Annotated in this window: 16 protein-coding genes, 4 tRNA genes and 1 pseudogene; 8 read left to right on the forward strand and 13 right to left on the reverse strand. The window is 53.2% G+C overall.

All coding sequences use genetic code 11. The annotated features are described in order from the left end of the window. Positions 1-59 precede the first annotated feature (59 nt). From yigB to lptM, 5 genes are read right to left on the reverse strand one after another with little or no spacing between them, the layout of a single operon-like run. A complete protein-coding gene (yigB, locus tag NA624_RS21485) occupies positions 60-776 on the reverse strand; it encodes a 5-amino-6-(5-phospho-D-ribitylamino)uracil phosphatase YigB (RefSeq protein WP_001213560.1) in 717 nt (238 codons plus the stop codon). Next, on the reverse strand, positions 776-1,678 hold the full coding sequence (gene xerC, locus NA624_RS21490; protein WP_000132877.1) for a tyrosine recombinase XerC: 903 nt from the start codon (positions 1,676-1,678) through the stop codon (positions 776-778). The genes yigB and xerC overlap by 1 nt, the downstream gene beginning before the upstream one ends. Next, positions 1,675-2,382, reverse strand: a complete 708-nt coding sequence (locus NA624_RS21495) for a DUF484 domain-containing protein (RefSeq protein ID WP_000812760.1) — start codon at positions 2,380-2,382, stop codon at positions 1,675-1,677. The genes xerC and NA624_RS21495 overlap by 4 nt, the downstream gene beginning before the upstream one ends. Then, entirely contained in the window at positions 2,379-3,203 is an 825-nt protein-coding gene (gene dapF, locus NA624_RS21500; protein WP_001160671.1) for a diaminopimelate epimerase, read from the reverse strand. Before dapF ends, NA624_RS21495 begins: the two co-directional genes overlap by 4 nt. 36 nt (positions 3,204-3,239) lie before the next feature. Continuing rightward, positions 3,240-3,443: an LPS translocon maturation chaperone LptM gene (gene lptM, locus NA624_RS21505; RefSeq protein WP_000799903.1), complete on the reverse strand. Its 204-nt coding sequence runs from the start codon at positions 3,441-3,443 to the stop codon at positions 3,240-3,242. A gap of 185 nt (positions 3,444-3,628) precedes the next feature. Here lptM and NA624_RS21510 point away from each other — a divergent pair, with 185 nt between their 5' ends. From NA624_RS21510 to cyaY, 4 genes and pseudogenes are all read left to right on the forward strand, one after another. Beyond that, positions 3,629-3,880: a hypothetical protein gene (locus NA624_RS21510; protein WP_001583668.1), complete on the forward strand. Its 252-nt coding sequence runs from the start codon at positions 3,629-3,631 to the stop codon at positions 3,878-3,880. Continuing rightward, positions 3,850-4,152: pseudogene (locus NA624_RS21515) on the forward strand (hypothetical protein); the annotation flags it as partial. The gene NA624_RS21510 and the pseudogene NA624_RS21515, both read left to right, overlap by 31 nt. Continuing rightward, positions 4,140-4,529: a DUF3021 family protein gene (locus NA624_RS21520; protein WP_001125563.1), complete on the forward strand. Its 390-nt coding sequence runs from the start codon at positions 4,140-4,142 to the stop codon at positions 4,527-4,529. The pseudogene NA624_RS21515 and the gene NA624_RS21520, both read left to right, overlap by 13 nt. Positions 4,530-4,598: 69 nt before the next feature. Next, positions 4,599-4,919, forward strand: coding sequence for an iron donor protein CyaY (gene cyaY / locus NA624_RS21525; RefSeq protein ID WP_000999925.1), 321 nt, complete (start codon positions 4,599-4,601; stop codon positions 4,917-4,919). 71 nt (positions 4,920-4,990) lie between these two features. On the opposite strand, the gene NA624_RS21530 is transcribed toward cyaY, so the two are convergent. The 4 genes from NA624_RS21530 to cyaA all read right to left on the reverse strand — a co-directional run bounded on the left by NA624_RS21530 (position 4,991) and on the right by cyaA (position 9,100). Continuing rightward, positions 4,991-5,353, reverse strand: coding sequence for a hypothetical protein (locus tag NA624_RS21530; RefSeq protein ID WP_001641751.1), 363 nt, complete (start codon positions 5,351-5,353; stop codon positions 4,991-4,993). An 11-nt stretch (positions 5,354-5,364) separates the two neighbouring features. Continuing rightward, positions 5,365-5,907, reverse strand: coding sequence for an STM3941 family protein (locus NA624_RS21535; RefSeq protein WP_001549974.1), 543 nt, complete (start codon positions 5,905-5,907; stop codon positions 5,365-5,367). Positions 5,908-6,092: 185 nt separating this feature from the next. Then, positions 6,093-6,446 carry a hypothetical protein gene (locus tag NA624_RS21540; RefSeq protein WP_000752576.1) on the reverse strand — a complete coding sequence of 118 codons (354 nt, stop codon included), beginning with the start codon at positions 6,444-6,446 and terminating at the stop codon, positions 6,093-6,095. Positions 6,447-6,553: 107 nt separating this feature from the next. Next, entirely contained in the window at positions 6,554-9,100 is a 2,547-nt protein-coding gene (gene cyaA, locus NA624_RS21545) for a class I adenylate cyclase (protein ID WP_000281719.1), read from the reverse strand. A 376-nt stretch (positions 9,101-9,476) separates the two neighbouring features. Between cyaA and hemC the strand changes: the two genes are divergently transcribed. From hemC to hemY, 4 genes are read left to right on the forward strand one after another with little or no spacing between them, the layout of a single operon-like run. Further along, complete coding sequence (gene hemC / locus NA624_RS21550; RefSeq protein WP_001521319.1) at positions 9,477-10,418, forward strand: hydroxymethylbilane synthase; 942 nt, start codon at positions 9,477-9,479, stop codon at positions 10,416-10,418. After that, positions 10,415-11,155, forward strand: coding sequence for a uroporphyrinogen-III synthase (hemD, locus tag NA624_RS21555; protein ID WP_000025502.1), 741 nt, complete (start codon positions 10,415-10,417; stop codon positions 11,153-11,155). Before hemC ends, hemD begins: the two co-directional genes overlap by 4 nt. A 21-nt stretch (positions 11,156-11,176) precedes the next feature. Further along, complete coding sequence (gene hemX / locus NA624_RS21560; protein ID WP_000138958.1) at positions 11,177-12,346, forward strand: uroporphyrinogen-III C-methyltransferase; 1,170 nt, start codon at positions 11,177-11,179, stop codon at positions 12,344-12,346. A 2-nt stretch (positions 12,347-12,348) separates the two neighbouring features. Then, a complete protein-coding gene (hemY, locus tag NA624_RS21565) occupies positions 12,349-13,545 on the forward strand; it encodes a protoheme IX biogenesis protein HemY (protein WP_001546072.1) in 1,197 nt (398 codons plus the stop codon). Between the two features lie 581 nt (positions 13,546-14,126). On the opposite strand, the gene NA624_RS21570 is transcribed toward hemY, so the two are convergent. The 4 genes from NA624_RS21570 to NA624_RS21585 all read right to left on the reverse strand — a co-directional run bounded on the left by NA624_RS21570 (position 14,127) and on the right by NA624_RS21585 (position 14,559). Next, positions 14,127-14,203 (reverse strand) — tRNA-Pro (locus NA624_RS21570). A 42-nt stretch (positions 14,204-14,245) separates the two neighbouring features. Continuing rightward, a tRNA-Leu gene (locus tag NA624_RS21575) sits at positions 14,246-14,332 on the reverse strand. Positions 14,333-14,352: 20 nt separating this feature from the next. Continuing rightward, positions 14,353-14,428: transfer RNA gene (locus NA624_RS21580), tRNA-His, on the reverse strand. Between the two features lie 54 nt (positions 14,429-14,482). Next, positions 14,483-14,559, reverse strand: a tRNA-Arg gene (locus NA624_RS21585). Positions 14,560-14,661 lie beyond the last annotated feature (102 nt).

A 14,661-nucleotide genomic window follows, 5' to 3' on the forward strand; every position in this document is an offset into this window, starting at 1 on the left:
CGGATAAGCATAACGCCATCCGCCAGAATAACTGGGAATTTATACAGAACTACTGGTGATTATATCAGCGAGGTGAGAGATGCCAACCGCGAAATTTCGATATGCGGCAGTAAACGGCTGTCCTGCGTCCGCATCAGGTCGGCATTTTCAGGTTTAATCCAGCAGGCCTGCATCCCACAGCGAATAGCGCCAGCCACATCGGTAGTCAGATCGTCGCCGACATGCAGGATCTCGCCGATCGGCACATGCAGTTTTTCCGCCGCCAGGAAATACATGTCGCTAAACGGCTTGGAACGTCCATCCGGGCCGGCGCGCAGTACAAACTTAAAGTAATCGCCGAGGCCAAACAGTTCCGGCTGGGCGTTGCCGTTAGTGATCGCCACCAGCGGCCATTTTTTCGCAAGCTGCTGTAACGTCTCATGGGTAGCCTGCGGAACCTCAATCTGGCTGCGCCATTTGGCAAAATGCATCATCGCCGCATTCGCGCCGGCAATGGCCTCCTGCGCCGATAATCCCGCATCCCGCATGGCCTGCTCTATCGCGCGATGGCGCCAGCGGGTAACGTCATGATAGATTTCCGGCTCCGCTTCACGCACCGCCTGCCGTATCCGCTGTAAATCGACGTTTTGAAACGAACGTAGCGACGGGTGATAATTCTGCATAAAAGCGAGCGCTTCCTGCTCAGTACGCAAAATCACCGGACGGTTATCATAAAGGGTATCATCCAGGTCAAAGGTGAGCGCGGCAATACGCCCCAAAGGCCGGTAAAAACGCATTATTTCCCCCGTTTAGCGCGCGGATGCGCCGCGTCGTACACTGAAGCAAGATGTTGAAAATCAAGATGAGTATAAATTTGGGTGGTGGAAAGGTTGGCATGACCCAGCAGCTCTTGCACGCCGCGCAGATCGCCGCTCGATTCCAGCATATGGGTCGCAAACGAATGGCGCAGCTTATGTGGATGCACGTGGCTGTTTAGCCCCTGCTTTATGCCCCATTCGGCGAACCGTTTTTGGACATTGCGCGCGGAGATACGCTTGCCGAGCTTCGACAGGAATAACGCCTCTTCATCGCTGGCGAACAGGCCGCGCAGATCCAGCCAGTGCTCAATCCACGTCACCGCGTTACGGCCAATCGGCAGGCGTCGCTCTTTGCTGCCTTTACCCATTACCCACACTTCTCCGGTATCAAGATCGAGGTGCTTTATATCCAGGCCAACCAGTTCGGATAAACGCAGTCCCGCGCCGTACATGACCTCCAGCATCGCCCGATCACGTACGGCGAGCGGATCGTTAAGATCGATGTCCAGCAGGCGGTTAACGTCGTCGACATCAATATTTTTCGGCAGATGACGCGGCGCTTTCGGTGCGGAGACGCCCTTCGCCGGGTTAGCTTTCAATTCGCCCTGACTGACTAACCAGTCAAAAAAGCTTCGCAATGCCGAGAGACGTAGCGCCAGACTGGCAGGGCCAAGCCCTTTACGCCGACTGCGCACCGCAAAACTGCGCACAATCGCAGCGTCACATTGTTGCCAGCTTTTCAGCCCGGTTTCTCCGGCTAAAGCGATAATGGCATCAAGCTGACGCTGGTAGTTCTGCAGGGTAATGGGGCTAAGCTGGCGCTCCACGCCTAAATAGCGCAGGAACCGCGAGACATCCTGAGAAAGCGCGACATCCGTCATACGCGTTTAATCCAGCGTTCCAGCAGCTCCGGCAGCATCAGCGCGATCTCCTGTAAAAGCTGCGTCCCCTGCCCCGGCTGATAGTGGTGCGGGTCACGGCTGCTGAAGAGAATCACCCCGAGGTCGCCATCGCTGCCCATCATCGACATGGCTACCGAGCCTACAGCCTTCGCCTCCGGCAAGACCACCAGCAGTTCCGGGCCGTTTAGCGGACCAAGATAATGCTGCGACTGTCCCAGTCGTTGAATACGCAGCGGCTCAAAGGCCTGACGGTTTAAAGCCAGATGCGTATAGCGCGATGGCGCGCCAAGACGCCACCGATCCGGGAACAAACGCAGCGTCGCGCCGGCAAGCCCCAAATCGCGCGCCCAGCGGTGAAACCGCATCAGCATCTCATCCAGACTATCCGCGGCGACCAGACGGCTTTGCAGATGCAGCAAGCGATAAAACAGGCTTTCATTGGCATGAGCCTGTTCCATCAGCAGCGTCATATTTTCTTCAAGCACATTGATGTGATTACGCGCGCGGGCCATATGCCACTCAACGAGCGAAACCGTTCCCCGCACGGGATGTGGAACACGCATCGCTTCCACGGCATGGGCGTTACGGATAAAAAACTCAGGGTGGTGGCGCAGGTAATCGACGACCGCTCGATCGTCCAGTTCCGTGAGCGTTTCCTGTAGTTCTTCCTCTGGTTGCTTCATAAATGGATAAATCCGTCGTAGATATGTGCCGCCGGACCAGTCATGTATAACGGATGACCCGGACCTTTCCAGGCGATATCCAGCCGACCGCCCGGTAATTCCACGCGTACCTCTTCAGCCAGCAGTCCCTGCTGAATCCCCACGGCAACGGCAGCGCACGCGCCGCTGCCGCACGCGCGGGTCTCCCCTGCGCCGCGTTCATAGACTCGCAGCCGGATATGCTCACGTCTTACAACCTGCATAAAACCAATGTTGGCGCGTTCCGGAAAACGCTCATGGCTTTCCAGAACCGGCCCCAGTGTTTCAACGGCCGCCGTGTCGACGTTATCAACCTGAATGACACAGTGCGGATTGCCCATTGAAACCACGCCGCACAGTATGGTCTGTTCCGCCGCTCGCATAATATACGTCTTTTCCGCTTTGTTGGCGCGAAAAGGCACCTGCGCGGGTTCAAAGTTTGGCTCCCCCATATTCACCCGCACCAGTTCATCTTCCGTGACGCTCAGTACCATCCGGCCATTCGCGGTACTGACCCGAATGTCGCGTTTATTGGTTAGCCCTTTCAGGCGAACAAATCGCGCGAAACAGCGCGCGCCATTGCCGCACTGCGAGACTTCACTGCCGTCGGCGTTGAAGATGCGGTAATGAAAGTCCAGCTCAGGATCATAGGGCGGCTCAACTACCAGCAGCTGATCGAACCCTACGCCCAGGTGTCTGTCGGATAGCCGACGAATCAGTTCCGGCGAAAAAAAGACATTCTGCGTTACCGCGTCGACGACCATAAAATCGTTGCCAAGGCCATGCATTTTAGAGAATTGCATCATTCACTCCGTTCACGCGGGGACAGAAAACTATCCTCAGTAATTGACCTGGGACGGGCCATCTCCCGTTGCGCGATCGTTCTTATCGGGCATCGTGGACTGCGTTTGCGAATCGACTTTTTTCGTCGGCGGCGGCGCATTTTTATCGGCTGGCGGGAAATAAAGCGGCCCTTTCAAACCGCAGCCCGTCAGGCTGAACAGAGTCAGAAGTACAGCGAGTGTCTTAAACACGTTTTTCATTATGGATTGCCTGTAAGTTCATGCTTTCTATTTTCTATCATCGCAGGAGAAGGCGTAAAAGCAAGCGTTTAGGGACTCTTTATAAAATCTGAAAAGCGGCGCGTTGCCATGATTATTGCGCATTTACATCAGGGAACATGCTTTGCTAATCACTTCAGGTTTACGTACCACGTCCGGATGACCTTATGCAATATCGTAATTTGTTTTGCCTTTTTTCGCTTTCACTTCTGCTGCCTCCCGCCTGGGGATGCCGGCTGAGTGAACCTCCGCACAATGTTTATCAACGGCAAGGCAGCGGCGTGGTTTATCTCCAGCCAGAAGAGGAGAACAATCTTTCGTTGCCGGAGGTGAATTTCAAACGCCTGCGTCGGTTACCCAATTCATTGATTAACCCGGCAACTCAGGGCTGGAACTGGATAGCCCAGCCCCCTTCCTGAACCGGGAAATTAACGCCGGAAAAGAGCACGGCTACTTTATGCATAATAGCCAGCAGGCTCAGGATATTCAGGTCTTTAGCATCAATGGGCCGCTAAAAGTCACCGAACGTTTTGCGTATGATAACCGCTACGTTTATACGTGGATTGGCAGCCAGCTTTACCGAACAGCATCCTCCTGTCCGGATAAGACGCATACTCTGAATAGGAACGTCATGTACACCAATAATAAAGATATCATCATCATAACGCAGGCGCAGGAATGCCAAAAATGACGCCGCTAAACCGTTTTGCGCGTTTGAATAAACATCTGAAAAACGCCCTTCGGGGCGTGGGGATCGGTTCATGCATTTACGTCATTATTGAAAGCGTTATGCACGGCACGATAAACGGTGTTGAAGCTGCCGGGGTTCTGACGATAAGCGCGGTACTCGGTCTGCTTAGCGCTCTTTTGGATATCAAAGCAAAGCCGCGCGCCCCCTTAATCCTGTTGCATTTTCTCCTCTGCGGCGGCTGCGTCGCGCTGATGGTGGCAATGCTGTCGGCGCTGAACCATTTCCCGGTTAACGCGTCCGTTATACTTATCACCAGTGCGCTATTTATCGTCATTTATCTACCGCTGGGTTTTATCCTTTACCGCTCACAACGGTAATTCGTATCGGTTCCAGAAGCTGACGCTTCCCCTTATACTGGCGATATCACTCAATAGCGGGATAAAACAATGAACGACAGTGAATTTCATCGCCTGGCTGACGCCCTGTGGCTCACCATTGAAGAACGCCTCGATAACTGGGACGGCGACAGCGATATCGACTGCGAAATCAACGGCGGCGTGCTGACCCTCAGCTTTGAGAACGGCAGTAAGATCATTATTAACCGTCAGGAGCCGTTGCACCAGGTGTGGCTGGCAACCAAACAGGGCGGCTATCACTTTGACCTGAAAGGTGACGAGTGGGTTTGCGATCGCAGCGGCGAAACCTTCTGGGATCTGCTGGAGCAGGCGGCAACGCAGCAGGCGGGTGAAAAGGTGAGTTTTCGTTAAGTTTTCAATTCCGCAGGAGAGCCAGAAGAATAGCGCTTTCCTGCGTATATTTAACGAGATATGCGGTCGTATTACCAACCCCGGAATGTGAAATACAGCCAGGTTGCCAGAAACAGCGCGGGCCATACACTCAACCAACCAACCCAAAAACCATAGCGTTGCCAAAAGGTTAGGTTAAACAGTGGCTTCTGCTCGGTAAAAAGTTGACGTAACGCTGGTGACCAACGTTTTTCCTTGATTTCATTGCTGCAATGCTTGCATATCGCTAAACCAAACTTATCTCTTTTTCTCGCTTGAGACAAACCACATGTACGGGTCCTTTTTTGGCGAATAATCAACCATACATCCTGATTATTACAATAAGGGCATGTTTCATGTGTGGGTAGGGTTGCCAGAGGCAGCACATCAATATGGTGAGTAATAACAAAAAACATATATCTCTACCCTATTGTTCCAGGTTTCTGGCAACAGCCATTTTAAAAATATCCTGTAACTCATCTGAATCATAATCGAGATCGTTTAGAGAGATATTCATCACGCGATTACTTTCATGCTTATTCAATAATGACAGAAAATTATTACGCATTTTCTCATTAGTAATTCGCTGACAATAAAGCTCAACATCTTTGACAAAAACGGCCAGCACAGGCGCATTATCGCTAACACGCTCACCAACATAGTCGATTTCATGCCAGTAAACTATTGGTAGCCTGGTTGTGTGTAATGTTACTCCCTCCTGGTTCAACGTTAACTGTGGCTTTCCTGAAAAGGCGGAGTACCAGTAAGCACTTGCGCCTGCTATCATGAGGATTATGAAAAAAACACACATCATCTTTAGCATAATACTATAATTTAGAAAGAGGCTCATCATAAGAGCTATAGCTAACACTGAATAAAACAGAGCTAATTTTATTTGTCGTTTCTTATTCACGTAAATAAGAATAGGGTTGTTTCTTGACATATAATATCCTTTTATAAAAACATCCATAAGAAACCATTAAAGAGCTTTTGTTTCTAATATGGTTTTTCAAAACATATTTACGAAAACAATGAAGGACGCGATAGCGTTTTGAACGGTCTGAATATTACTACATAAATTGCATAAGAAAAAATATTGTCTAAACCTTGTTCCGCTCAATGAGCATTCTTCGAATGTAGGCTGGATAAGGCGCGTTAGCGCCGCCATCCGGCACAGTATCGCTCTAAAGCCATAATCATATTGATAAGAATAATGGCCGCACATGTGAGCATTAACGCGGTAAAGAACAAAAAGGCGATACCGTACAATTCCCATCCCAAGTCATAGAGAAAATGGTAATTGTCGCAGGAGATGATCACATCCAGGCCGGGACATACTTTTCCCCATCGCCCCCAGTAAGACGCATCCCAGAGTTGAAAACTGGCCATGCTGGCGCATAACGAGAGCAGGCACCCAGCAGATATAAAACAGAATAACTTATTTATAAGAATGAAGCCGAGGATGACCATCGCCATGACTATCCCTAACAAAATGAACGCATCTGCCACCTCAAACCTCCTCCTGTAAACCAAATGCGGAGGTCACGGTAACGAAGTTGGGTGAAGTTAATGTGAAGCGGTGAACGCCGGCCGGGCAGCGTTGCCCGGCGCAGCACTTACGAAAAATACTGCTGCAATAGCGGCGCGTCATGATCCTGGTTTGCTGGCGGCACGGTGTTGATAGGCTGCGTACGGAATGGGATCACCTGCTCGCGGCCATCGGTTTTCACTATCTGGTAGAACTGCGGCAGGTTAAAGTTGATAAAACTGGAGCCATACGTGAAGCGATCGTGCGATGACGAATAGAAGCGACTGACGTCGCGCACCAGTTCTTCCTTGCTACCCTCGCAGTGGTGATACACTTCCGCCCGGTTACTTTCATCCAGAATATAAATATTAAAGCCTTTCTCATCGCCCGTTTCTTCAAAGAAGAACTGGATAATCCCTTCGCTGGCGAAGCCATCCACCACTGACGGCAATTTCACCTGGTTGGTTTCCACCTGTACCGACAGCCCGTGCAGCTTGTTATGCGAAATCGCGCCGTAGAATTCGATAGCGTTCTCCAGCTTCTGCACCGAGACATTCAAGCGTTCGAAGAATAGCCCCCACGTCTGCCCGGAAACCCGCAGCGCCTTGAAGCGACCGGTCTCCTGACGGGTGCTGGAAAGACGTAGCTCGATACATTCGGAGACCAGTTGCTGCACGCGGGTGCGAATCAGACCGCGAAGATGTTGACTGTAGCAGAACACTTCGACGCTATCCGGCGGCGCGGCATCCTGGTGCATTTTCCCCAGAATCGTTTTCAGCGCTTCGATCATCGCCTGCTCGCCGTTAAAGTGCAGAGTACGCACTTCGTTCCACGAGTTGCGATATAACAAGTCGATACTGCCTATCAGACAGTTTTGCTCTTCGCCAAAGCTGAAAACGTCCAGCTTACGGAAGTCAAAATGGACCACTTTATTGCGAAACGCCGCCGTCGGGTCATATTCGAGGTTAACGATAATCGCCAGATGGCGAATTTCACAGGGGCTGTAGAGCGCTTTCGGCGTCGGAGCAGGCAAGCGCAGCGGGAAATGGTGCGAAACATCGGCGACCATCTCCTGTAACTTAGGCAGGTCGACAATACCGTTGCCCTTAATAAACAGATGCGTTCGCGACGTCAGCAGGCCGTTGAACCACGCCCACGCGACCAGCTTATTAAGATAACGGTTATATTCCAGCGGCTGATGGCTGATGATGGAATCCATGTTCGGCGCACGGTTGTAGAGATACCAGCCTGAACGGTTGGCGCGTCCCGGCGGCACATGGATAAAGGTTAAATTCGGCTCGGACAGATCCGGCGATATCTGCGGGTTCACCAGCGTGACTTTACCCGGCAACGCTTCAAACGCCGCGTACAGCTTACGCGTCAGTACGCCGATATCCTGCGGGCTGGCACTCACGCTGAGGTTGTTGCGCCGCGCAAAGCGAATCAGATTACGATAGCTTTGCATCATGGCGTCGAGCAATTCGTTGTGAGCTTCGCGCACCTGATCGATTTTCCAGTTTGCGCGATTATCGAGCATGGTCAGACGCGCGTCGTCCCATCCCCACTCGCTGACTAACTGGCTTAATACTTCCCGACGCCAGCCTACGCAGGCACGCTCGCGACTTAATTTCTCGCACACTTTCAGGTAAAAGCAGCGGCGGACTAAATCCAGCCGCGTCGGATCTTCAATCGCCGTCAGGTATTCAGTGACCCGTTCCAGCATCATGCAGTAGGGATCGAGTCCAAACGATACGATTTCACCGTCATGCAGACGTTGTTTAATATCTTTCGCCAGCAGACGTGGGTTGGGATATTCCCATGAGTAGGCTTCCAGCAGCAGCGTTTTCAGCACCGCTTTGTACGGCGAGTCAATGCTCTTGTATAGCTGCCACAGGCTGGCGCCAAAGTACTCTTCGGCGGAGAGCGAGCTTAAGCCCCCCAGATCCAGCCATTCATTTGGCGTTAATACGCCCTGCGCGTAGAGCGTCATGACATAGTCGTCGTAATGCTCTTCTTCGTCGCACGGCACCATACTCCACAGGATACGCTTCCCGGCCAGGCGCACAGCGGTACGATAAAACTCATCAAGCAACAGGATATGCTGCGTAGAACCACAGTCTTCCCCGCCCAGACTGCCGCTTTCGTTATGGCGGAAACGGTTCTCGTCGATCAGGAAGAAGCTCACCTCAACGCCAAGCGAGGCGGCCCAGCTTTCCAGCAGGCTACACTTACGTTGCAGCAACTGACGCTCTTCACCGTCGAGCCAGGACTGATGGCACACCCAGATATCCAGGTCGGACGAGCAGCTCTGCCCGACCGAGGAGGTGCTGCCCATGGTGTAAACACCGGTAATCGGCAGCTCGCCCTTCGGCGGGTCCTGCGGCGTCATACCGCGGTACAGCTCAAGTTCGTTCAGATAGTGGCGTTGGGTTTCATCAGGCGTGTAGAAGCAAATACCGCTGGGAACGTTACCATCAAGGTAACCCGGCATCAGTGGATGGTGATAGTGCAATAATGTCGGCAGAAGACTGTAAACCTGCTGAAAAGCGGGTCCCATGGCAGCAAGCGCGCGATCCACACGCAGTTGATTTATGGCATCCAGTCTCTGTTTCAGAGTCTCAATATAGAGGTACAAGACGTATCGCCTGATGTTGCTACCCGTCATGGTGCAGGTCAGTACTTGACCGTCGCCATTCGGGATAAACCGTATGTCAAAAATAACCGTTACCCTTTCTCGCCTGCATATTTTTATCTAATACCGACGAAAAAATGGTCTAAAACGTGATCAATTTAACACCTTGCTCATTGACCGTAAAGAAAGATGCGCTACATACAAGTGTAGCACCGTTCGCTGCGTGTAAATTCTTAAATACGGGCTGGCGGTTTCTCGTCATTATTCACTGTCATTGACGACACTGCGCCTTATCCTCTCACTCACGGTGACCGGAAAACTAACATACTCTCTATAAGGATGTTAGGATGGTCAATGATTGATAATGACGGTAACAAGCATGTTAGACAATGTTTTAAGAATTGCCACACGCCAAAGTCCCCTTGCGCTTTGGCAGGCACATTATGTCAAAGACGCATTGATGGCAACCCATCCGGGACTGACGGTAGAACTGGTGCCGATGGTCACACGCGGCGACGTGATCCTTGATACTCCCCTGGCGAAAGTGGGCGGTAAGGGACTGTTTGTTAAAGAGCTTGAAATCGCGCTGCTGGAAAAACGCGCTGATATCGCCGTGCACTCTATGAAAGACGTTCCGGTGGCCTTCCCGGATGGTCTCGGTCTGGTGACCATTTGCGAGCGCGAAGATCCGCGCGACGCGTTTGTCTCGAATAAATATCACAGTCTGGACGATCTGCCCGCGGGTAGTATCGTCGGGACGTCCAGTTTGCGTCGTCAGTGTCAACTGGCGGAGCGCCGTCCGGACCTCATTATCCGTTCGTTGCGCGGCAACGTCGGCACACGTCTCGGCAAGCTGGACAACGGCGACTATGACGCCATTATCCTGGCCGTGGCCGGTCTGAAACGCTTAGGTCTGGAGTCGCGCATTCGCACAGCCTTGCCGCCCGACGTTTCACTTCCTGCCGTAGGCCAGGGCGCCGTCGGGATTGAGTGTCGTCTTGACGACGCGCGAACACAGGCGCTGCTCGCACCGTTGAATCACTCGCAAACCGCGCTGCGCGTAACGGCGGAACGCGCTATGAACACCCGCCTGGAAGGCGGTTGTCAGGTGCCGATTGGCAGCTATGCAGAAATCATCAACGGTGAAATTTGGCTACGCGCGCTGGTTGGCGCGCCGGACGGTTCGGTGATGGTGCGCGGCGAACGTCGTGGTTCTCCCGAGCAGGCGGAGCAAATGGGCATCTCGCTTGCAGAGGAACTGCTGGAAAACGGCGCGCGCGCGATTCTGACGGAAGTTTATAACGGCGAGACGCCCGCATGAGTATTCTGATCACCCGCCCCTCTCCCGCAGGGGAAGCGTTAGTGAGCCGTCTGCGCGCACTGGGGCAGGTGGCCTGGAGTTTTCCACTGATTGAATTTGTCGCCGGTCGGGAGCTACCCACCCTGGCCGACCGCCTGACGACGCTGACGGAAAACGATCTGGTTTTTGCCCTTTCACAGCACGCCGTCGCCTTTGCTCACGCCCAGCTCCAGCGGGATGGCCGAAACTGGCCTGCGTCGCCGCGCTATTTCGCGATTGGCCGCACCACGGCGCTCGCCCTTCATACCGTTAGCGGGTTCGATATTCGTTATCCATTGGATCGGGAAATCAGCGAAGCCTTGCTACAATTACCTGAATTACAAAATATTGCGGGCAAACGCGCGCTGATTTTGCGTGGCAATGGCGGCCGCGAACTGCTGGGCGAAACCCTGACAGCTCGCGGAGCCGAAGTCAGTTTTTGTGAATGTTATCAACGATGTGCGAAACATTACGATGGCGCGGAAGAAGCGATGCGCTGGCATACTCGCGGCGTAACAACGCTTGTTGTTACCAGCGGCGAGATGTTGCAACGGCTCTGGTCGCTGACTCCCCAGTGGTATCGTGAGCACTGGTTACTACGCTGTCGGCTATTGGTCGTCAGTGAGCGTCTGGCGCACCTCGCCCGGGAACTGGGCTGGCAAGATATTAAGGTCGCTGATAACGCCGACAACGATGCGCTGTTGCGCGCATTACAATAACTCTCATAATGGGATGCCATAATGACGGAACAAGAAAAATCCTCCGCCGTGGTTGATGAGACCAGGGAGAGCGTGGAAACCACGCCACAGCCAGTTAATACCGAGAAAAAAAGTAAGAACGGCGCCGCGCTGGTATTAAGCGCGGTGGCGATCGCGATTGCCCTGGCGGCAGGTATTGGGCTTTATGGCTGGGGGAAACAGCAAGCAACCGCGCAAACGGAAACCAGCGATGCGCTGGCGACGCAACTGACCGCCTTGCAAAAGGCGCAGGAGAGCCAAAAAGCGGAGCTGGAAGGGATTATCAAAAAACAAGCGGCGCAGTTAGATGACGCGAATCGCCAACAGGCGGCGCTGGCGAAACAGCTTGATGAAGTACAACAAAAAGTCGCCACTATTTCCGGCAGCGATGCTAAAACCTGGCTGCTGGCGCAGGCTGATTTCCTGGTGAAACTCGCCGGACGCAAGCTGTGGAGCGATCAGGACGTCACTACCGCCGCTGCGTTGCTCAAAAGCGCTGACGCCAGTCTGGCGGACATGAATGACCCCAGCCTCATTACCGCACGACGCGCGATTACTGACGATATCGCCAGCCTGTCATCCGTTGCGCAGATCGACTACGACGGCATTATTCTCAAACTCAATCAGCTCTCTAACCAAATCGATAACCTGCGTCTGGCGGATAACGATACCGATGGTTCGCCGATGGATTCAGACAGCAGCGAGCTGTCCAGCTCGCTAAGCGAATGGCGCGTTAACCTGCAAAAAAGCTGGCAGAACTTTATGGACAGCTTTATTACCATTCGTCGCCGCGATGATACCGCCATACCGCTGTTGGCGCCCAACCAGGACGTCTATTTACGCGAAAATATTCGCTCCCGCCTGTTAGTCGCCGCGCAGGCCGTGCCACGCCATCAGGAAGAAACATACCGTCAGGCGCTGGATAACGTTTCGACCTGGGTTCGCGCTTATTACGATACTGACGACGCCGCGACAAAAGCCTTCCTGGAGGAGGTCGATAAATTAAGCCAGCAAAATATCACGATGGATCTGCCGGAAACCCTGGAAAGCCAGGCGATTCTTGAAAAACTGATGCAAACCCGCGTGCGTAATCTACTGGCGCAACCGACAGTCTCTACGGCAGCGCCTGCCACGCAGACAGACGCTCCGGCAGCCGCGCCGCAAGGAGAATAATGATGCTAAAAGTATTATTGCTCTTTGTGTTGTTGCTCGCGGGTATCGTGGTCGGCCCGATGATAGCCGGTCACCAGGGCTATGTGTTAATCCAGACCGATAACTACAACATTGAAACCAGCGTCACCGGCCTGGCGATCATTCTCATCGTCGCTATGGTGGTGCTATTCGCCATTGAGTGGTTGCTACGCCGTCTGTTTCGTACCGGCGCGCACACCCGCGGTTGGTTTGCCGGCCGTAAACGCCGTCGCGCCCGCAAGCAGACCGAACAGGCGCTGCTGAAGCTGGCGGAGGGCGACTATCAGCAGGTTGAAAAGCTGATGTCAAAAAATGCCGACCATGCTGAACAACCGGTGGTAAATTATCTGCTGGCGGCAGAAGCGGCGCAGCAGCGCGGCGATGAAGCACGCGCTAATCAGCACCTTGAACGTGCGGCAGAGCTGGCGGGGAACGACACCATCCCGGTCGAGATCACACGCGTGCGCTTACAGCTGGCGCGCAATGAAAATCACGCGGCGCGTCACGGCGTGGACAAACTGCTGGAGGTCACGCCGCGTCACCCGGAAGTTCTGCGTCTGGCGGAGCAGGCCTATATTCGCACCAGCGCATGGAGTTCTTTACTGGATATCATCCCATCCATGGCGAAAGCGCACGTCGGCGATGAAGCGCATCGCGCCATGCTCGAACAACAGGCGTGGATAGGACTCATGGATCAGGCGCGCGCCGAGCAGGGCAGCGAAGGATTACGCACCTGGTGGAAAAACCAAAGCCGTAAAACCCGCCATCAGGTGGCGCTGCAGGTCGCGATGGCCGAGCATCTGATCGAATGTGACGATCATGATATGGCGCAGCAGATTATCATCGACGGTCTGAAACGCCAGTATGACGATCGACTGGTGCTGCCCATTCCTCGCCTCAGAACCAATAATCCGGAACAACTGGAGAAAGTGCTGCGCCAGCAAATTAAGACAGTAGGCGATCGCCCGCTGTTATGGAGCACACTCGGTCAGTCGCTAATGAAACACGGTGAATGGCAGGAGGCGACTCTGGCTTTCCGCGCCGCGCTGAAACAACGCCCGGACGCGTATGATTATGCCTGGCTTGCCGATGCGCTTGATCGACTGCATCAACCGGAAGAGGCCGCCGCCATGCGGCGCGACGGCCTGATGCTGACATTACAGAACAATCCCCCGCAGTAATCCCCCCTTGCCCGGTGGCGCTTCGCTTACCGGGCCTACCGCCTACACAAAATCATTCGGGATGCATAAAAAAACGCCTGCCCGGTTAAGGGGCAGGCGTCAAAACAGGTCTGTATGACAACATAAAGGGGTGCTTCACTCAACGTTGTGTCCAGGGTGTTTGATGAGGCGTAAGCGACATCTGTCAGTGGACGATAAGCACCGTAAACGGCTCTGCATCATTCCTGAGTTTATGAGGCCAGAAGGCGAACATAAGAGATGGAATGAGCATCTACCCGTACATTATTGCACATAACGTGCCATCTTTGCACCGCTAAAAAACAGGCGCAGGCGTTAAAAAAACGTAGAGAATTCACGCGATTGTCATCCCCCCGCCGCTGGCGAGGTTTTAGCGTGTCGCCTGGCGGAGACAGAACAGGATGTTTTTTATAAAGTGATTATAAATCAATAGATTATTCGTCACCGAATAGCGACAAATAAAGTCTGGGATATCGCCAATAAACCATAATGGCAACACGTGCGGGATAAGTAGTTGAAAATGAACAGAAAACAAAAAACCCCGCCGAAGCGGGGTTCAAAATTGGTCGGCGAGAGAGGATTCGAACCTCCGACCCACTGGTCCCAAACCAGTTGCGCTACCAAGCTGCGCTACTCGCCGATATACTGCTTTTTTGAATTTTTAGTTCAATTCATTGAGTCGTGGTGCGAGGGGGGGGACTTGAACCCCCACGTCCGTAAGGACACTAACACCTGAAGCTAGCGCGTCTACCAATTCCGCCACCTTCGCGTTTCACAACTCTATATTAATGGGGTGGCTAATGGGATTCGAACCCACGACAACTGGAATCACAATCCAGGGCTCTACCAACTGAGCTATAGCCACCACTGAAACTTTTTACGCGGTATTAAACCACCGCAGCTCAAGCACCTAAATAAATGGTACGCCCGACAGGATTCGAACCTGAGACCTCTGCCTCCGGAGGGCAGCGCTCTATCCAGCTGAGCTACGGGCGCTTAGCGCCGTTGCGGGGGTGGATAATACGGACTTCACACCCCGCTGTCCAGTGCCTTTTTAAATAAAATGCGCGTTTGGTTATGCTTTGCGCATTTTGGCGC

Origin of the sequence: Salmonella sp. NW38, assembly GCF_051807745.1 — a bacterium.
Classification (GTDB): Bacteria; Pseudomonadota; Gammaproteobacteria; order Enterobacterales; family Enterobacteriaceae; genus Salmonella; species Salmonella enterica.